General features: G+C 73.9%; 13 protein-coding genes and 1 pseudogene. 2 read left to right on the top strand and 12 right to left on the bottom strand.

Annotation, left to right across the window (positions count from 1 at the left end; genetic code table 11):
* Positions 1-91: 91 nt before the first annotated feature.
* From FM076_RS32745 to FM076_RS32780, 8 genes are all read right to left on the bottom strand, one after another.
* A complete protein-coding gene (locus FM076_RS32745) occupies positions 92-1,420 on the bottom strand; it encodes an asparagine synthase-related protein (protein WP_173875177.1) in 1,329 nt (442 codons plus the stop codon).
* Positions 1,417-1,557 carry a hypothetical protein gene (locus tag FM076_RS32750; protein ID WP_173875178.1) on the bottom strand — a complete coding sequence of 47 codons (141 nt, stop codon included), beginning with the start codon at positions 1,555-1,557 and terminating at the stop codon, positions 1,417-1,419. The genes FM076_RS32745 and FM076_RS32750 overlap by 4 nt, the downstream gene beginning before the upstream one ends.
* Positions 1,558-3,031: 1,474 nt before the next feature.
* Positions 3,032-3,892, bottom strand: a complete 861-nt coding sequence (locus tag FM076_RS32755) for an aldo/keto reductase (protein ID WP_173875179.1) — start codon at positions 3,890-3,892, stop codon at positions 3,032-3,034.
* A complete protein-coding gene (locus FM076_RS32760) occupies positions 3,826-5,022 on the bottom strand; it encodes a JmjC domain-containing protein (RefSeq protein WP_173875180.1) in 1,197 nt (398 codons plus the stop codon). The genes FM076_RS32755 and FM076_RS32760 overlap by 67 nt, the downstream gene beginning before the upstream one ends.
* A gap of 94 nt (positions 5,023-5,116) precedes the next feature.
* Positions 5,117-5,290 (bottom strand): hypothetical protein, encoded by a 174-nt coding sequence (locus FM076_RS32765; RefSeq protein ID WP_173875160.1) that lies wholly within the window; start codon positions 5,288-5,290, stop codon positions 5,117-5,119.
* 1,359 nt (positions 5,291-6,649) lie between these two features.
* A complete protein-coding gene (locus FM076_RS32770; protein WP_173875181.1) occupies positions 6,650-7,483 on the bottom strand; it encodes a hypothetical protein in 834 nt (277 codons plus the stop codon).
* Positions 7,484-7,612: 129 nt separating this feature from the next.
* A complete protein-coding gene (locus FM076_RS32775; RefSeq protein WP_173875182.1) occupies positions 7,613-8,437 on the bottom strand; it encodes a relaxase/mobilization nuclease domain-containing protein in 825 nt (274 codons plus the stop codon).
* Positions 8,434-8,865: a hypothetical protein gene (locus tag FM076_RS32780; protein ID WP_173875183.1), complete on the bottom strand. Its 432-nt coding sequence runs from the start codon at positions 8,863-8,865 to the stop codon at positions 8,434-8,436. The genes FM076_RS32775 and FM076_RS32780 overlap by 4 nt, the downstream gene beginning before the upstream one ends.
* 2,399 nt (positions 8,866-11,264) lie before the next feature.
* On the opposite strand from FM076_RS32780, the gene FM076_RS32785 reads away from it, so the two are divergent.
* Together FM076_RS32785 and FM076_RS32790 are read left to right on the top strand one after the other, a co-directional pair.
* Complete coding sequence (locus FM076_RS32785) at positions 11,265-11,810, top strand: winged helix-turn-helix domain-containing protein (protein ID WP_173875184.1); 546 nt, start codon at positions 11,265-11,267, stop codon at positions 11,808-11,810.
* Complete coding sequence (locus FM076_RS32790; protein ID WP_173875185.1) at positions 11,807-12,196, top strand: winged helix-turn-helix domain-containing protein; 390 nt, start codon at positions 11,807-11,809, stop codon at positions 12,194-12,196. Before FM076_RS32785 ends, FM076_RS32790 begins: the two co-directional genes overlap by 4 nt.
* A 58-nt stretch (positions 12,197-12,254) precedes the next feature.
* On the opposite strand, the gene FM076_RS34530 is transcribed toward FM076_RS32790, so the two are convergent.
* The 4 genes and pseudogenes from FM076_RS34530 to FM076_RS32810 all read right to left on the bottom strand — a co-directional run.
* Positions 12,255-13,976 carry a DUF2637 domain-containing protein gene (locus tag FM076_RS34530; protein ID WP_345945456.1) on the bottom strand — a complete coding sequence of 574 codons (1,722 nt, stop codon included), beginning with the start codon at positions 13,974-13,976 and terminating at the stop codon, positions 12,255-12,257.
* A 239-nt stretch (positions 13,977-14,215) separates the two neighbouring features.
* A complete protein-coding gene (locus tag FM076_RS32800; RefSeq protein ID WP_173875186.1) occupies positions 14,216-16,786 on the bottom strand; it encodes a DEAD/DEAH box helicase in 2,571 nt (856 codons plus the stop codon).
* A gap of 41 nt (positions 16,787-16,827) precedes the next feature.
* Positions 16,828-17,418, bottom strand: coding sequence for a transcriptional regulator (locus FM076_RS32805; RefSeq protein ID WP_173875187.1), 591 nt, complete (start codon positions 17,416-17,418; stop codon positions 16,828-16,830).
* Between the two features lies 1 nt (position 17,419).
* Positions 17,420-18,534, bottom strand: a pseudogene (locus FM076_RS32810) (transcriptional regulator); the annotation flags it as partial.

Genomic DNA, 18,534 nt, shown 5'->3' on the forward strand with positions numbered 1-18,534 from the left:
TCCCACTGCTTCCCTCGCGCTGCGAAGGCCGGGGCGGGATCAGTGATCCCGCCCCGGCCTCCCGCCGCTCACCGACCGGACCGACCCGCGGTCAGCCGATCGTGGCGCCGTACCGCTCCGCTCCCCTGAGCCAGCGCTCGATGCCGGCCAGGGAGAGAAGCGTCCCCGTGTCCCGCTCGCCGGCCAGCTTCCGCGGATCGATCAGCCCGGACTCGACCAGCAGCAGCCGCCCGCCGGTGTCGAGCCGCGCGGCCTGGCCCGTCAGGGCCCCGCTGTAGTACTGCTTGCGCGGCGACAGCTTCGCCGTCGCACCCGACGGCAGCAGCTCCAGCACCAGCGCCTTGCCCCGCCAGTACTTCGACGGGAGGTCGGTACCGCAGCGGTCCGCGAGCGGAACGGCCAGCGCCGCCGCCACGAACGAGGGCTCCAGGAACGGCGACCGCTCCGGCACCCGGCCCGCCTGCGGCGGCACCGTGTGCGGGAACAGCGCGTCGTGCGCGTCCGCCTCGGCCCAGGTACGGCCGGCCCGCGCGTGCGCGGCCACCTCCTCGGCCACCCACCGGCGCGACCACTCGGTCGCGTAGGTCCGGTACGGCTCCTGCAGGAGGTCCGGCGCCACCGGGTCACACCACTCGACCCAGTTCTCCGCCCAGTACATGGCGGCCCGCAGCCTGCGCGGCAGCAGCCGCGCCGCGATCGCGGCCACCTCGCCGGGAACACCCGGACCGGAGCCCGCCATGTCCCGCAGATAGCGGTGAGCCCCCCGCAGGCCGCGCCGCCTGGCGATCTCCACCGTCGCGAAGCGCGGGGTACCGAGCAGCTCATCCGACCCGTCCCCGGACAGGATCACCCCGATTCCCCGGTCCTCCGCATACGCCGAAGCAGCCGCGTGCACCTCGGGCAGCCCGTCCAGCCGCGGACCCACCGGGGACCACAGCGGCTCGACCCGGTCACGGGCCGGATCGAGAACGACCAGCTCGACGTCCAGGCCGAAAGCGTCCAGCAGCCGCCGGACCTCCGCGACCGAACCCCCGCCGCTGTCGTCACTCAGGTCGATGGTGAAGGCCGTCACGCGCCTGCCCTCCGCGACCTCGCAGGCGTGCAGCAGCACGGCCAGCGAATCGAGCCCACCCGAGAGCATCACCCCGATGCCCTCCGCATCACCGATCGCCGCCCGCACCGCGTCGGCGAACGCCGCACGCAGCCCCAGCGGAGCCGGCTCAGGAACGAGGGGAGACGGGCTCAGGCGCTCGACGCCCTTCCAGAAGCTGACGGGCACGAACTCACCCGACAGCACGGGCGGGGCCAGCAACAGCCCCACCGAACGCAGATCCACCCCCGGAACGGGGCCGGCGAGCATCAGCGGGTTCACCGCGATGTCACCGGCCCCGCCCCGAAAGCGCGGCAGGTAGTCGATCACTTGGTGATCGAGAGACCGATCACGCGGACCACCCGGGCCGCCAGGCCCCTGACGCCGCGGAGCGGCTCGCCGAAGGTGTAGCCCTTCGAACCCAGGCCGTGGCCGCCGCCGTCACCGGGGTGCGACTTCTTCGACATGACTCATCAGCTCCTCTTGAACCGCGTGGGCGTCCCGCGCTGCGGCGGTGGCGCCCGGCCGGGTCCTTCCCGGCACGAGCCGGAAGGCGGGCCCCCTGGGTGGCCGCAAGTGCTTTTCTTGCGGCCACCCAGGGGGTCTGCCAGGCTCAAGTGCCGGGAAGGACCTGGCCGGTGCCCACCGCTGCGGACCGCCCGCGCAGCTCAAGAGGAGCCCCCACGCTGGAGAGTGCGTCCCGGGGACGGGGCCTCCAGGGGAAGAGCACCAAGGAGCACCGGCCGTCCGCCTCGCACCACCTGGCTCCGGGAGACGACGTGACGGCCGGGACCGCGGGCCGGGTGCCGGACGCCCGGTGCCCCCGGTGCCCCCGGTGCCCCCGGCGCTCCCGGCGCTCCCGGCGCTCCCGGCACGGACGCCCCGCGTGGATGCCCGGCCGGTGGCTCGGGCCTGGCGCCCGGGGCTCGCGCCTGGGGCATATCCCCCGGCTAGCAACGGAGTTGCGCTCGCCGCCGTAGCCATGCGGCGCGGCGGAACCGGGGACCGCGGCCACCATACGGACCACGCTGCCGGCCTGGCGCATCCTGGTCGCACTGGGCGGTGCCTTGCCGGCCTGTGGTGCCATCCACCCGCTCACCCTGGTGCAGCGCACACAGCGACACCACGGCAGACCGCCCGGGCCCGGCATGGGGCGCCCAAGGAACAGGGCGCCGGGCGCCGGGCGCCGGGCGCCGGGCGCCGACCAGCATCCAGCGTGAGTCACGGCCCCAGCCACTCGCCCACCCGCAGCAGCACCGAACCTGGATACCCCGGGCACACTTCACGGCTCCCCGCCCGGACCCCACCAGGGGACCCCACCAGGAACGGTCGCTGCCGGAGACGGACAGAACCGCACAGAGCGCAGTGCACAGGGCTCGCAGAGCGAACAGAAAGAACAGAAAGAACAGAGGCAGGAGCCGTCGCAAACCACCGCGCCACACCGCAACGGCCCTGCACCTCACCGCAGATCGGCGGAAAAGGAACAGGAACGGAACGTCGGAAACGAAGACGCTCTCCTCACCGACTCGTCGCCCCCTGCCCGAGAGCAACAGCCTGTGCCTCCCCTCTCCGGGAATGCCCCGGCCCCGCCCGGGCGGAGGCGAACACACTCCGGGGCCCACCATCCGCCCGGGGTACGCAGAGCCGAGCCCGCCCGCCGGGGAAGCCGGTGGCGGCGACCGGCCTCATGGAGCGGACACCAGGCACCGGCCTGAACCTCTCTACGGTGTGGGCGGCCGACCTGTCACGGACGTGGGGTGAGGACACCGACTCGCTCGCCGCCTGCGTGCGGCGCGGCTCGCCGTGCCGGTCGGCCGCACTGAGGCAGCGGCGGGGGCGGGGGTGATGGGGGCGGGGGGTGGGGGGTGGGGGGTGGGGAACAAGCTCGGGCCGGCACGCGGTGCGTGCCGGCCCGAGAACGATCCGGCCCGAAGGCCCGGCTCAGTGCCGGGCCCCGGCCTTCCCCGCGGACTCCCGCAGCAGCCGCCGGTACTCGCTGACAACCTCCGGATCCACCTCGAAGGACAGCGAGGCGACCAGCTCCCGAAGGTGCGCGGGATTGTCCGAACCGACCGCCACCGCCTCCACCTCGGGGAGGTGGAAAGCGGCACGGAAGGCGGCCTGCGCCGTGGTGGCCCGCTCCGGCTCCCGCAGGAACACCCGGGGGTCGAACCGGCCCCACATGGAGTCGGCCTCGCCACCACCGAAGGGACTCATCCCCCACACCCGCGAGGGACGCAGCCGCTCCACCAGCAGCTGAGCCGCGTCGAGGACCTCGGCCTTGACCAGCAGACCGGAGCGGACCATCACCACATCGGGGCGGGGCAACCCGGCCACGAGCGCGCCCAGAGGGCGCGGGTCCCAGGACGAGACGCCCCAGGACCCGCACACACCGCTCGAGGCGGCATCCTCCAGCACCTGGCAGGCAGCCGCCAGCCGCTCGCGGCGCAGCGGCCCAGAACCCTCGGACAGGCTGTGCTCCGGATTGTGGAGGAAGACCACATCCGGCTCCCGCCCCAGGTCCTGGGCCGCACGCTCCACCGCCGCACGCAGACGCACCGGATCCAGGGAGTGCTCCGACGCCCGGCCGGGCACCGGAAAGTACCCGACCTTCGTCGACACCCTGAACCGCGGCAGCAGGTCACCGGCGACCCGCGCCAACGTCTCGTGCGAACGGAACCCCAGGTAGTTGGAGCTCGTATCCAGAGCCCCAACCCCCAGGTCGAGCGCCTCCCTCAGGACAGCGGGCTCGTGACGAGACCGGTGTAGCCCAAGGACAGCTCCTTGGTGAGCGGCGCGCACAGTCCCTCCTTCACCAGCGTCTCGGCGATCTCGGTCACATCGAAGCCCACCGCCTCCTTCACCGCGTCCAGGCCGACAGGGCCGCCGTCCAGCAGCAGCCGCACAGCCGGCAGCGCGCGCCCGGCGAAGAGCAGGTTGCGGCCCGCGGCCGTCACACTCACCACCGAGCCCTCCACCTCGATCCGAGGCCGGAAGTGGGTGTTGCACACCACCGCCTTCAGCGGACCGAAGATGTCGACGAACGGAACATTCCGCGTCGGGAACGGCTGCTGCTCGTACGCGGCCAGGTACTTGGCCGGAGGGTTCTCCTGGAAGAACTCCCCGAGCTCCTCCAGGAGCTCGGACGTGTCCGCCCCCGGGTTCCGGTCCAGGTCGTGCCGGAAGATCTCCTTCGTCCGGACCCAGTCCCCTCCCCACGCGACATAACTCGCCCCCGTGCGCTTGGTGATACCGAACGTCGCGTGCAGGCTGAAGCCGGAACCGCTGCCGTTGCGCGTCGCCTGGTGCCAGAAGCCCCGCGGGATGTGCATGACATCACCCGGCTTCATGACCCCGGACCAGACACCCTCCTCACTGGGGGCGGTGTTGGGGTCGGCGTCCCGGTACATCGGCGCCGGCCGGGAAGTGCCGCGCACCTCCCACTCCTTCTCCCCCGCGAGCTGCACGATCACCACATCGTGGTCGTCCCAGTGCAGCGGGAAGCCCGACGCCTCGTTCGTCGTCAGGTACACGTTCACCTGCACCCGCTCCCGCGCCCACCACTGCAAGGCCTGGCAGGCGACCTCCATCGTCGGGTCGAAGGTGTTGAGCTGGTCCAGGATCAGCGTGGCGCCCTCCCGGAGGAACCCGCCCAGGCGGTTCATGTCCACCATCGGGATGGCCTGCCCCCGGGGACTCACCGTGTCGGTGATGTACTTCGCCGGGTGCAGCTCCTCGCCGTTCTGGAAGAGCCGGAACTGCGGGCGGTTGAGGCTCCTGCGCATCACGACGTCCAGCAGGTGCTCCGGCGTCAGGATCCGCTCCAGCAGCTCCAGGTCGCCGATGTTGCCCCGCGCGAAGCTCTTCCCGATCTCGTCGGGACCGGTCCACCCGAGCGCCTTCTCGATCGCGCTCACCAACTCGTGCCTCATGTACTTCCTCCTGCGTGAGTTCGCTGATGTGTGCGGAAAAGCCGGCGGGGGCCGACGCGACGCATCGCGCCGACCCCCGCCGCTGCCGGGACCGTCAGTGGTCGCTCAGGTTGCCGTCACCGCCCGGCCACGGGGCGTCCCCGGAGCTGCCCTGGTTGTCGGACCGGAGGCTGTCGTACCGGTTCTGGACGACCTCCAGCTCGTTCACCGCCAGGACGAGCCCCGAGTCGGGCCCCGCCTGGCTCTTCACCTGCGCCTGTGCACTCACGCCGTGCTCCTTCCGCTGGAACCTCCCGCCCCGCTCTGGGACAGGAGAGCGACCCCCTCCACTCGGGAGAGAGCAGCCATGAACACCTCCTCCTCACGCGCCGCAGCGCGGCGCCCCACGAGGGGCACGAAGAGGTGTCCGGCCGGTCCTTTCCGGCACGAGCCGGAAGGCAGATCGGTTGGGGGGCCGCAAGTGCTTTCCTTGCGGCCCCCCAGCCGATCTGCCAGGCTCAAGTGCCGGAAAGGACCGGCCGGACACCTCTTGCCCCGAGCGCCTTCACACGCGTAGGTCTCTCCCGCCCGCCGGTGGACCGGCCCCGCGTCGGGACACCCGGCACCGCCGCCCCCGGGCACCCCTGGCACCGGGAGGCCGCGGCCGGCACCGGCCCACCGCCTCGTTCCGGCCCACCGGACCGGTGCCGCCCCGGAGCCGTCGGGACAGCAACGGCTCGCGCCCGGATCGCAAGCTGAGCAACGGTCCGTTCCTGGCCCGGCTCAGCCACCACCGCCTCCCCGACCCGCCTCGGACTCACACAGGACGAGCAGCCCTGGAACCCGCTGTCAGCAGAGCAGGAACCCCGCAAAGCTGGCAGGGCTGGCAAGGCTCTCAGGCTGGGAGGGCTCCCAGGGCAGACCACGCTGTGACTGCGAACCCCTCGCAACGGAAGAGACCTCACCTGTTGCTCACCACGCCCACTGCTCAGCGCTCGCTGCTCACCTCGCCGTGAGCACCGTTGGGGTGACGCCAGAGATGGGGGAACGAGGCCCCAGATGCCCCCGCCCATCGGAACCCGCACCCATCAGGCCACCTGCGCAACGGGGCACCCGGACAGCTCGCCCCGCCCCTGCACTAGAACGCAAGAGCACCAGAGCACCAGAGCACCCGGACAACAGCTGCCACAGCGCCCCGCCGTGCTCCGCGCCCCGGCCCGTCTCTTCCGCCCCGCTCCGCCCGTCGAGACCCCGCACCCGCCCAGCACTCCCAGCCCACCCACCACGCTCCCCCAGGCCCCGAATCGGCCACCCCACCGAGCACCAAGAGCCACTCAGCCCCCCCAACCACCGATAACCGAAGCCCTATTGCATAGCTCGCTCCCCTCCCTCCCCTCCCCTCCCCTCCAACTCCTCCAACTCCTCCAACCACACCACCACCCCCACCTCCCTCCAACCCTCAACCAACCCGCAGCCCCAACACCCGAACCCGTCGTCCCCGCCCCCGGACCGGACCACCCCCGCCCCGGCCCCAGAAGTCGGCAACGGCCGCACCCCTCCATGAGTCGGTGAGGAAAGCCGGAAACAGGTAAGGGGAGAGGGAAGCACCCGGCCTTCCCTCTCCCCTTACCTGCTCCGGTGCGGCGCTCTACCTCGCGGACAAGCTCTCCACCGCCGTACGGGCATAGCGGCCGAAGCGGCCCGGCCTCAGACCGGCGCGTTCCGCGGTGACTTCGAACTTCCCGACGGGCCACCCCAGCAGCTGTGCGGCCTCCTCGCTGCTGAGGCTCGCCTCGATCCAGGCGTGACGGTCGGCTATGGCGTCGGTGACGTCCGCCGGAGCGAGCGCGTCCAGGTCCTCGATGGCGTACAGCGGCCACCCGCGGAAGTCACCGACCGGGCGCAGCAGGCCGCGCTCGGCCAGCAGTTGGACGTCTGCCCGCTCCACTTCCAGGCCCGTACGCTGCGCCACGTGCTCCGCGGCCTTCTCCGAACCGAGGCCGGGGTGGTCGCCGACAGCGGCGAGGATCTCCTCGACGCGGCCGGGAAGGGTCTCCGCCAGCTCCTTCGACCAGCGCTTCTGCTCGGTGTCGGGCTCCGGGACCAGGCCGCGCTCCCTGGCCCGCTGCAACTGCCAGGTCTTCAGCCCCAGATAGCGGCTGAGCTGCACCGGGCCGAGGGTCTCGCGCCGCTGGGCTCCGCGCGCCCGGGGAGCGGCCGGACGGCCCCCGGCCCCAGGGGCGGCGGTGGCCCCAGGGGCGGCGGTGGGGGGAGCGGCCGGCTCCGGGGCGGGTTCGAGGGCGGCGAGGATGTCGTCGACGCGGTCCGGGAGGGTTTTCGCGAGGGCGTAGGACCAGCGCTTGTCGTCGATGTCCGGCGGGGGGACCAGTCCCCGGTTCTGAGCGCGGCGCAGTTGCGATTCGTCGATGCCCAGCCAGCGGGCGAGCTGTACGGGGCCGAAGTCGGCACGGTTCTGGCTCACGGGGCTTCCTCCGCTCGACCTGGGGTGGTGCGCTGGTGGTGCGGTGTGACGGGCCGCGGAGCCGGCCCGTTCCAGTGTCTCGCGCGGCACTGACAGCAGGCCGGGGAGCCCGCAGGCCGGGGAGCCCGTTCAGTCGTGGCTGCCCGGCGGCCGGCCGGGGGCGGGAGCGGGGTCCGGGAGCAGGTCGGCGCTGAGCTGGGGCCAGCGCAGGTCTTTGGCGACTTTGGAGGCGGCGACCCAGATCTGGCCGCCGTCGCGGTCCCGCCAGGTGGGGAGGCTGAAGGAGTAGCCGCGTATGCCTCCGGACGCGGAGGGGTGGGCGCGCCAGTCCACTCCGGCCGCGGTGAGGGCGTGCTCGAAGGCGGTCCTGCCGTGGCCGCGGGCCGCGTCGCGTGCGGCCCGTATGCGGGTGCGCAGTTCCAGCCGCTCGGGGCGGGGCGCCCCTCTCTTCTCGCTGGCGGCTCGCTCGGGGCGGGTGACCTGGGGGGCCACGCGGTCGCTGCGTTCCTCGGCGTTGACGAGCTTCCAGACGCGTTCGATCTCGCGGACGACCGGCCAGGAGCGGTGGTAGTCGAAGGCGTCGCGCACCAGCCAGCCGGTCCAGTCGACGCGGCTGATGGTGAGGTGGATGTGGTCCTCGCCGTGCCGTACGGCGACCCAGGGGCAGTTGCCGTATCCCATGCGGGTCACGTAGCGCTCGGCGATGCGGGCCCAGGTCGTGTCCGCGAGGACCGGGTCGTCGGGGGCGGTGCGCAGGGCGCAGCGCCAGATGGGGCGGGCGACGTCACCGCGGCGGGCGGTGTGGGCGTCGATGAGGTGGGCGAGCTGGGCGACGGTGCCGGGGACGTTGCCCGTGATCAGGCGGGGGTTGACGTGTTCCTCGTCGCGGCCGGGGCCGAAGTCGTAGCGGAGGGCGCGGTCGGCGCGGCGGCCCTTCGTGATCTTCGCGATCACTGTGGCTGCCCGGTGGTCGGCCCGCTGATCGGTTCGGTGGTCGGTTCGGGTGCCGCGGGCAGGCCTCGTACGTGGAGCGCGGCGTTGCCCAGTTGGGCGAGGGTGGCGTCGGCGCCCGCGGGCAGGGTGCCGTGTTCCTGGGCGAGGCGCAGCAGGTCGCGCAGGTCGTCCGCCGCTTGCAGGAGCCGCGCGTAGGCGCTCTCGTTGATCTCCGGGACGCGGGGGATGTCGCCGGGGACCCCGGGATGCTTGTTGAGGGCTTCCTCGACGACCGCGCGTACCCAGGCTCCCAGCTCCTTGCGTTCGGTGCCCTGGCGGGCGCGCTGCCAGCGCGCCAGTTCCTCGGCGTTCAGCCGCACGCTCACGCAGTGCGTGCGCTTGCTGCCCGGTGTCCCCCGCACCATGCTGTGCCCCCTCGTGTCACTCACGGCAGCACCACGAGCGTGCTGCGGCACCAACCGTAATGCTCTCGCCGGGAGTTGTTCACGGGGGTGAGGTGCCTGGTCGGGGTGCCCGTGCCCGGTGTGCGGCCGGACCGGGGCCGAGTCCCCCTGCATGCCGGGGGACTCGGCTCCCCGGTTGGTGCCGACCCGGGCGGTGCGGCGCGGCTGGGCCGTGTGAGAGTCGTCGTGCCGCTGCCCTCCGGTGGCAGGGCCCGGCCCTTCGTGTCTGCGGTCAGTGCAGAGGAGAGAACGCCATGACCGGCTCGCCCGCCTCACACCCAAGCCCCCGCTCCGCCCGTGCGGCGGACGGTGGCGAGGGGGCGCCCGGTGGCGGCGGCGCGGCTCGGGCCGCCGCCCTCGCGCCGCTGTACCGCACCGTCTTCGGTGACCGGCGGTTGAGCTTGCGGGCGAAGGGGCTCTTCGGGCTTGTGTGCACGCACTGGAGCGGCGCCGGCGTCACGGCGGAGATGGTCGCGCGGCACTCCACCGACGAGGTGGGCTCGGTCGCGGCCGCCCTGCGAGAGCTGGAGGAGGCCGGTCATCTGGTGCGCGCGCCCGGCAGCCGGGCGGGCAGCTCGCCGGGCCGGGCCGTCTACACCGTCGCGGGAGGGGCGGGTGGTGCGTCGTCGGGGGACGCCGGGGGACGGGTATCGGCGGGGGCGGCGGTGGAAGGGCACCGCGGGGACGAGCCCGGGGGTGCGGGGCGGCCGCGGGCCGCGAACGGGCCGTCAGGGCGCGGAGGTGCCGGGACGGTTGGGGTGGCTGTGGGCGGTGGGAGGCCGGGGCGTACGAGCCGGTCCGCCGCTGCGGCGGGTGACGGCGCGCCGCCGGACGGGTCGGCGGGGGGTGGCACGCCGTACGCGGTCAGCCGCCAGGTGCAGGAGGTGCTCCTGGCCTTCCCCGGCGGCTTCCGGGAGATGCTGCGGGTTGCGGCGCGCACGGACCGTCCCCGGGCCCTGGTTTCCGCCGTCGAGAAGGAGTTGTCTGCTGTGGGCCCGGAGCGGCTCGCCGCCCGGGTGCGGCGGCGGTGGGTCACGCACGGGTACGCGCTGCTGCTGGAACAGGGGCGCTTGAGAAGGCCGGTGGGGGCGGCGGTGGCCATGGTCCAGGCGGGGCCGTGCCCGGATCCCCGCTGCGAGGACGGCCGGCTCGTCGGGGGAGGGGACGGAGACAGAGACGGAGACGGGGAAAGCGTGGCCTGCCGGGCCTGCCAGGAGCGGGAGCGGGGGCGGCACTGGCGCGCGGATTCGTCTCGGGCGGACGGGCCGCCCTCGTGTCCGTTCTGCGGGAACAGGACGGACCGAGCCGGGGCGGGCGGCGCGGGTGCCGGGGAGGCCGGGGAGGCCGGGGGGTCGTGCCCGGAGTGCGCACGGAGGGCGAAGGCCGCCGAGCAGGAGATCGCCGGGCTCATCGACGCGGCCGTCGAGGAGTGGGCGGCGGTGCCGGGCACCTCGAGGGCGCGGGCGCGCACGGCGGTGGAGCTGGCGGTGGCACGGGCGCGTGCGGACGCCGCCGAAAGCGGGGCCGCCCCCGCCGGACAGGCGCTGGCGGCGCGGCTGGCCGCACTCGAGGAGGCGCGGCGCGCCCGGACCGGACGGCGGAGGAACGGCGCCGGGACTCACGTCGGTCTGCCTGCAGGCTCCGATCGCCGGGGCCACCGGGGCGCACCCGCGCGGCCCGCCTCGGCACCGGGGTGGCCTGATGTGTGCCCGGGCACGGACGGTACGGGCTGCCCGGAAGGGCGTTGGGCGGTGGGGAGCGAGGGGCTGTGCGTGCGTTGCCGCGCGGTCGCCTGGGGTCCGCAGGTGCCTGAGGCGTAGAGGGAGGAACCGAAGGCCGGCCCCGGTGGCCCGTTTCGCAGCCGCGTCCGGGTGTGGCAGTCGGCGGCGTGCCCTCGGGGCTCCTTGGTGTCCGCTGGGTGCCGCCGGTTGCGGGCTCGGTGGGACATACGACGGTACCGGGGGTGGAGGGGGCTTTTCTTGTCGCGGCGAAGCCGCCATCGCGCTCGGGCCGCACGGACCGGCAGGGCTGCGCACGATGCCCCGCCCAGGAGTCGCGGCGAAGCCGCCTGCCGCCCGCATGGGGGTCGAGCCGCACTTCGCCCGTGACCGTCAGGGGGTGGCTCCCGCACGTCGCCTGCGGCCGTCGTCTACGTATTGAGAGGCGGTTTGCGTTTTCGCAGGTCAGAGCGTTTCCCAATAGCTCCTATCCGTGTTTCCAATGACGTTTTCGGAAGTTGCAGTTGCCTATGAGCAACTTCAGTTCGAATCACGTTCGGCTGGTGAGGAGTTGTGACACAGCGGTGATATGCCCCTGGGCAACTCCTGTGTAGTGTCCCCGTATTCGTATTGCCTATGGGCAAAACCGCAGGTGAGAGGAGGGGTATGGGGCAAAAAGGCACGACCCGGCGGATACCCGCGGTCAACCGCGGCACAGGGGAGATCGTTCAGCTCGAACTGCTGGGCAGAGAGACGTTCCAGCAGGAGGGCGGCGAGAGGAATCCGGTACTGCCAGGAGCCAGGTACGACTGGCAGCCCCACCCTGGCCGCCATGTGAACGTCGCCAAGGCCCTGATGAGGAAGGTCTGGCACAAGGACAGCGGGTACCGCCAGAACGACCGTGACATCTTCGGGTTCTTCGTGGCGCACTCCCCCGAGCGCACCGAGCCCCTGCGCATGACCTTCAAGGAGATCGCCCAGACCCTGGGCATACGGCCCGATACGGTGGCGCGGTCGGTGGGCAGACTCCATGCCGGCGGGCTGCTGCTGGAGGCGGAGAAGGTGGGGCGGATGAGGTTCTACCGCATCAACCCGCGGGCCGCCTTCGACGGCTCGGCATCCGAGCAGCTGCGGGCCGTCCAGGACGCCCGCTTCCCCGTGGTCCCGGCACCGAGGACCCCGCCGACACCCAGGAAGAAAGAGGCTTCATGACATTTCCCGCAACGCGACCGTCCGAGCAGTCCTTCTCGCAGGAGCTGATGCACGAGCTGCTGCTGGGCACGGCCGACGCCCCCGGCGCCGACTTCCGGGTGCTGAGCTACTACGCCACGGTGGTGCCGCTGGGCGAGACGGTGCGCAAGACGGCCAAGGAGATCTCCCAGGCGCTGCGGCTCAGCCCGCCCAACACGGGAAGGAGCGTCCGCCGGCTGGTCGAGGACGGCTGGCTGGAGGTCTCCTACCGGATGGGCCGGGTCACCTTCTACCGCGTCGGCCCCCGGGTCATGACCCTGGCCTCCCGTCCCGCCGACGGGAGGACCCGGCCGGCCGTCGCCAGCGTCAGCTTCCTGCCGGGCGTGTACGGGGGCGAGGACCGGTAGCGCCCGCACGCGCGCGTTCCGTGCGCCGGACGGGCCCGCGGGCGGTGCGGGACCGGCCTCAGCCCCGGTGGACGAGCCGCCCCGCCAGGAGGGCGTGCCGCCGGCGGAAGTCCTCCAGGTAGCCGGCCAGATCGCCCTGCGTCAGCGGGCCCCCGCGGTCCCCCTTGGCCTTGATGCCGTGCTCGGCGCACAGCTCTTCCAGTTCCGGCAGGCTCGGCTCGGCCCCCCGCGTCTCCAGGTGCTGCGCCCAGACCCGGTATATGCGCCACCCCAGCCGGTACCTGCGCAGCGTGCTGGGACTGATGGGGAGCTGCCCGCGCCCCGTCACCCCCCGCACCCACAGGTGGTCGGACAGGTCCTGGAGGCTGGGCTCCTCCCCCAGCCGCTCGGTGAGTTCGATCCAGCCCTGGTAGTAGCGGTCCGCGATCGTCAGCTCGCCCGCCGCCGCGGGGGGCAGGGCGGGCACAGCAGGCACCTCGCCGGCACCCCGGTGCGGCTGGTGCGGCTGGTGGAGGAGTGCGGTCCCCTCCTCGGGCGCGGCGGCGGGCGGGGCCGGGGCGGGTTCGCCCTGCGGCGCGGGCTGGGGGACGGTGTGCTCGCCGGGGGCGCCGTCCTCCTCCGGGAGGTGCCCGGCGTCGTTCTCCGCGCCGCCTTCCGGGCCCGGCTCGTGCGTGCCGGTGGCCTCGAGGGCTTCGGGTTCCTCGGGTTCCTCGGGTCCTTCCAGGCCCGGCCGCTCCTTCGGACTCGCGGTGAGCGGTGGCGGGGTGGTGCGGCCGTCGCCGGGTGCGGGGCGGGAGCGGGGCTCGTTCCGGGCGGCGGCTGCCCCTTGTACGGCCGTCCCTTCTCCAGCTTCCCCTTGCCCGGCCGTCCCTTGCCCGGCCGTCCCTTGCCCGGCCGTCCCTTGCCCGGCCGTCCCTTGCCCGGCCTCTTCCCGGAGCGGGCCGGTGGCAGCGCGTCGGAGGTGGCTCTCCTGCTCGCGGTCAGGAGAGCCACCGGCCGCCGGCCGGGCGCCCCACGAGGCCGGATCCGGCCCGGCCGCGAGGCCCAGCGGCCCGAGGGCCTTCGCGGGCAGGCCGGCCGCGGCGAAGCCTTCCGGTGCCGTCTTCGCGAGCGGGACGCCGTAGCGTGCCAGCCTCAGTGGCAGCCGTGCGGCGACCGGCGCCCGGCGGCGCCAGCCCCTGCCGTAGCGGGCCCGCAGGTGGGTCCGGTAGATGAGCTGGTCCCGGCGCAGCCGCAGCGCCTCGTCGTAGCTGCGCAGCTCCCACAGCTTCATCTGGCGGAAGAGGAGCAGGGTGCTGGGGAAGGCGAGCACCCAGCGGGCGAGGCGGATGCTGTCCATGTGGGTGTCGGCGCTGAGGTGCGCGAGCCGTCCGATCGCGTGCCGGGCGGCCTCCACCGTCACGACGAAGAGGGCGGGGACCGTGCCGTGCATCGCCATCGCCAGCCAGTCCCCGTAGCTGGCGGACGCGTTGAAGGCGATGGTCGCGGCGGTCAGCAGCCACGCGGTATGACGCAGCAGGGGGAAGGGGATGCGCAGATAGGTCAACAGCACGTCGAGGGCGAGCAGCACCACGATGCCGGCGTCCACGCCGATCGGGAAGAACGGGGCGAACGCTCCGAAGCCCTTGCGCTCGGCCAGGTCGCGGACGGCGGCGTAGGAGCCCGCGAATCCGATGGCCGCGATGAGCACGGCACCGACAAGGACGACAGCCACCAGTACCCGCTGGGCCTTCGGCACCGCGACCACGTGCTTCGTCCTGCCGTGCCCCTGTGTCGCCACCGGCACAGTCTCTCACCGCGGCTCTGGCCTGCTCGGGCCAGACCGCTCCGGGCGGCGGCGCCGACGCCCGGAGCGGGGCCGGTGGCGGCCGGCCCCGCGGGCACCGGCCCCGCTCACGCCCGCGCCCGCTCGCCCGACGCGGCCCCTTCCGAACGCCGCTCCCCTCCCCGGTTCCCCGGCGCCTCCCCCGCCATCCCGCCTCTCCGGGCACCCCTTGGCGCTCCGGCCCCCCGGGGGAATCAGGCCAGCAGCCCGATCTGCTGCGCCTCGCGGGCCTGTTCGGGGGTGAGGTCCTGCTTCCTGTGACGGGCGCGGGTGTTGCTGCGGAAGACGCCGAGCCGGACGCGGTGCTGGTGGCCGTCGGTGTCGGTGACGGTCTCGGTGTGGGCGCGGGGGACGCGCAGGTGGCCCTCGCGGGCCTTGTACTGGCGGGCGGCGGCCAGGTTGATCTCCCACCGGGTCGCGCCGGCGGGCACCGCGGGGGCGGCGGGGGACGCGGGCGCGGCGGGGCGGACTCCCAGCTCGGCCAGGCGCCGCTGCCGCTCCTCGTCCAAGGTGTGCCAGGCGGCGGGCTGTTCGGCCAGCCAGGTGCCGACGTCGTCGCCGCCATGGCTGACGCCGGGTTGGAGTTCGGCCAGGGTGGCGCCCTGGGAGATGAGCCAGCGGGCCTTCGCCCAGTGCCGCTGCCAGGAGACGGGCCAGGCGGGGTTCCAGTCCGGGTCGATGGCCTCCAGCCGCGCACGGCGGCTCTTCGCACGTTCGGGCCTGGTGCCCAGCCCGCCCGGTCTGCGGGCCTGGTGGAGCCGCTCCCCCACCGCCACCCCCGCCAGCACGGCGTCACGTGGGGCGGCGAGGGTGTGGTGCTCGGCGAAGTAGCGGGCGCACACGTCCAGGAACTCGGTGAACGCCTGGTCGCGCGGATCGAAGACGAAGCCCTCCGCTGCGAGGAGTTCGGTGCGCCAGCCGGCCAGATCACCCGCCCGCCAGGCGCGGCGCTGCCCGGCCGCCCACCGGCCCACCGGGTAGGCCACGCCGTCGTCGCCGAGGCGGACGGTGGCGGTGTAGGGGACGTTCGCGTGCCCGTGGGCGGCGGCGAAGGCGCGGACGGCCTCCAGGCCCGTCAGCCACGCGGTGGACTCCGGGCGCAGGACGCGGGTGCGCACCAGACGGGCGATCTCTTCCGCGTCGCGGCCGCGGCGGGAGAAGCGCAGCAGCGCCGGCTCGGCCTTTCGGCCACCGGCCGCCTCCCGGCCGTGGCCCCCGCGCCGCGCGGGCGTGCCGGCCTGCCGGGCGGGGTCGGTGGCCACGACGTCCTCGGGCCTGCCGCGGCGGCGGGCCGGGCGCGCCAGGTGTCCGACGACGCGGGGGTCGAAGGAGCGCAGCGCCCGCAGGACGTCGACCAGGGGGTCGAAGGCGGTGGTGGCGGCCATGTCCCGGCCCTCGTCGCCGGGGCCGAGGAGGACGGGTACCACCAGCCGGGCCACCTTGCCCTCATGGGGCCTTTGCCGCAGGGCGCGGCCGACGGCCTGGACGATGTCCACGGGGCTGCTGCGCACGTCGGCGAACAGGACGCCGTCCAGGCCGCACCGGCCGGTGATGTCGGTGCCCTCGCCCAGCAGACGGCAGGTGGACAGGACGCGGAACTCCGTCTTGCGTCCTTCGGCGTCCACCCCGTCGGCGAACTGGCGCAGCACGGCCCGCTGGTGCGAGGACGGGTGCAGGCCGCACAGCCACTCGCCCCACACCTGGCCGGGGAACCTTCCCGCCGCCCGCAGTTCGTCCGCGGCGTCGGGCAGGCCGCGGGCGAAGGAGAGCGCCTCCTGGGTGCGGGCGTGGAAGGACAGCAGGCTCACCACGCCCGCGGTCTCCATGTGGGCGAGGGCGGCGGCCCTGATGGCGCCCAGCCGCGCCCCGCGCCGCTCCTCCAGGCTCGCACCGCTCCCGGGCGGCGCCGGGTCGCGGATCTCCAGGACGTCGATCTCGAAGGACGCCAGGACGCCTTCCTCGATCGCCTGGCCCAGCGGGTAGGTGAAGGCGGGCTTGCCGAAGACGGCCTCGTCGTCCATGGACGCCACCAGCGTCTCACCGCCGGCGGCGTCCGCCGTGTGGATGCGCGGGGTGGCGGTCATGTACAGGCGCCGGTCGGCCGGGATGCGGCTGTTGTCGTGGATGACCGCCCACGGCTTGGAGACCAGCCCCGCGGTGCGGTGCGCCTCGTCCACCACCGCCAGGCCGAAGCCCTCCAGCCGCTGCCCGAACGCACCGTCCAGCGCCCGCTCCAGAACCCCGGCGGCCTCCCGCTCCTCGGCGGCCTCCTCTCCCTCGTCGTCTCCCTCGTCGTCCCGGTCGTGGCCGCCGCCGGTCCGGCCGGGGTTCTTGACGAGGGAGGCGTAGGTGGCGAAGACGGTGACGGGGCCGGTGCCGGCCCACAGCGCCAGCCGCAGCGGATTCGTCGTGCAGCGCACGCCGAGTTCCCCGGCGAGATGGGCGCGGGTCTGCGGGTCGCGGTCCAGGGAGCAGACCGCCACGGCCGGGCCGCGCATCCCGTACCGGCGCCACTTGGCCACCGTCTGCGTCAGCAGATGCAGGGTGGGGACGAGCACCAGGACGCGGCCGCGGGGCTCCAGGCGGCGGGCCACCTCGTGGGCGATCAGGGTCTTGCCCGAGCCCGGTGCGGCGACCACCTGCGTGCGCAGGCCCCCGGCGGGGATGCCGCCGGGCGGTGTCTCCAGCGCGAAGACCGCCGCGTCGACCGCCTCCCGCTGCCGCAGCCGCAGCCTCACCGGACCGCTCGCCTCGCCACCCGCCATGCCCGCTGCCACCTCCACCCGCGCACGCGTCGGCCGGGCCGTCAGGCGGAGAAGCCGACGGACGTCGCGTACTCGTACTGGCCCCACTGCGAGCCCAGATCGGCCAGTTCGTCGTCCCACGCGTCGGCGAGTGCTTCGGCGTCCCCGGCGGCCCAGGCCGCCACGATCCGGTCCCACCTGCGGATCCGCAGACGCCGGAACCCGGCCCGGTCGGTGGCGATGACCCGCCTGCGGGGGTCGGGGACCGCGCTCTGGTCCAGGGGCTGGATCTCCACCCGGGTGCCGCCGCGCGCGTTGAGGCGCCGCAGCAGGTGCCGGGCGACGTTGCGGCGCCGGTAGGCCCGGTACGCCTGGTCGATACGGGCCAGGTTCTCCCGGGTGGGCGTCTGCTTGTGCCGCAGCCACCGGCGCAGCGTGCCCCGCGCCACGGTGATGCCCGCGTCCCGCATCGCCTGGTACCCGGCGGGCGAGTTGGTCAGGTACCGCAGCCGCGCGTCCAGCCCGCGGCGGGTGGTGACCGGGGAGCGGATCCCGCCCTCCGCCGCCAGCCGGTCGAGGACCCCGGCGGCGAGGAAGGCGCTCTTCTCGCCCTCGGCGCCGTAGAGGCCGAAGTTCAGTGTCCTGTCCGGCACCTCAGCTCACTTCCCGCTCGCGGTAGCTGCCCTCGGACACCTTCTCAAGACGGTAGGTCTGCTTGGGCTTGACCTCGGTGACCTCGCGCCCTTCGGGGAAGAGCGGCGTGTCCTTCCCCGCCGCCCGCGCGGTGCGCCAGTCACCGGCCAGGTGGAGTTCGTCGGTGCCCATCATGCGCACCACGGTCAGCCCGGCCCGGTGGGCGGCCCAGGCCTTGCGCCACAGGTTCGCGAAGGCCTGGGAGCGGATGATGTGCATCCAGTCCTGGCGGTACAGGTCCCGGTTGTAGTTCGACTCCCCCATCGTCGAGACGAGCTTGGAGTACATCGCCTTCACGTACTCGTAGGCCGCCTCGCCCTCGGCCGAGCCGGCGGCCAGGGCGCGGGTGCGGACCTGGACCAGGGCCCGGCGCAGGGTCTCCAGGAGTTGTTCGCTGGAGCCGGACGTCCACGACTCGTGGATCAGCGGCCGCTCGCACAGCCCCGCCTTCGGGCCCGAGAGGCGCAGCAGGAGACGCAGGGTGGACTCGGTGATCCAGATCGGGCCGGGCTCCTCCCGGTCGCCGATCGGGTTCGGCAGCCCGGGGTGCTCCCACGCCGGCGGGGTGACCAGATGGACACCGGAGCGCTTGGCGTCGTGCGGCGGGCCGCCGTTGTCGGGGCCGAGGTGGTGTTCGAGCTGGCCGATCGGCAGATGGGCCTTCAGGGCGCTGAGATAGGCGCCGTTGACGTCCAGCGCCGTGACGGTCACCGCGTGCGCGGCGACCGGGTCGAGGACCTGGGCGGGGGCGGTCCAGCGGGGGCGGGCCTCCCAGATGTCGTCGGCGTCCTGGCGGCCTCGCTTGCGGAAGATGTCGGGCAGGTCCGGGTAGTTGCGGAAGTCGTACCGTCCCCCGGCCCGGCTCTGCTCCAGCAGATCCATCACGTCCGGGATCGCGGTCTTCTTCAGCCGCTCGACCGCCTCGGCCACCTCTCCCCCGGCGTCGGCCAGGACGGTACGGACCTTCCCCTCGATGCGGTCGACCAGCTCACCGGTCTTCCCGCCGTCCCTGTGCACAGCGGTGCCGGGGCCGGTGCCGGGGCCCGCGCCGCGGGAGGGCGGGGTACCGGCCGGCT

Origin of the sequence: Streptomyces albus subsp. chlorinus, from assembly GCF_013302895.1 — a bacterium.
GTDB lineage: Bacteria > Actinomycetota > Actinomycetes > Streptomycetales > Streptomycetaceae > Streptomyces > Streptomyces chlorinus.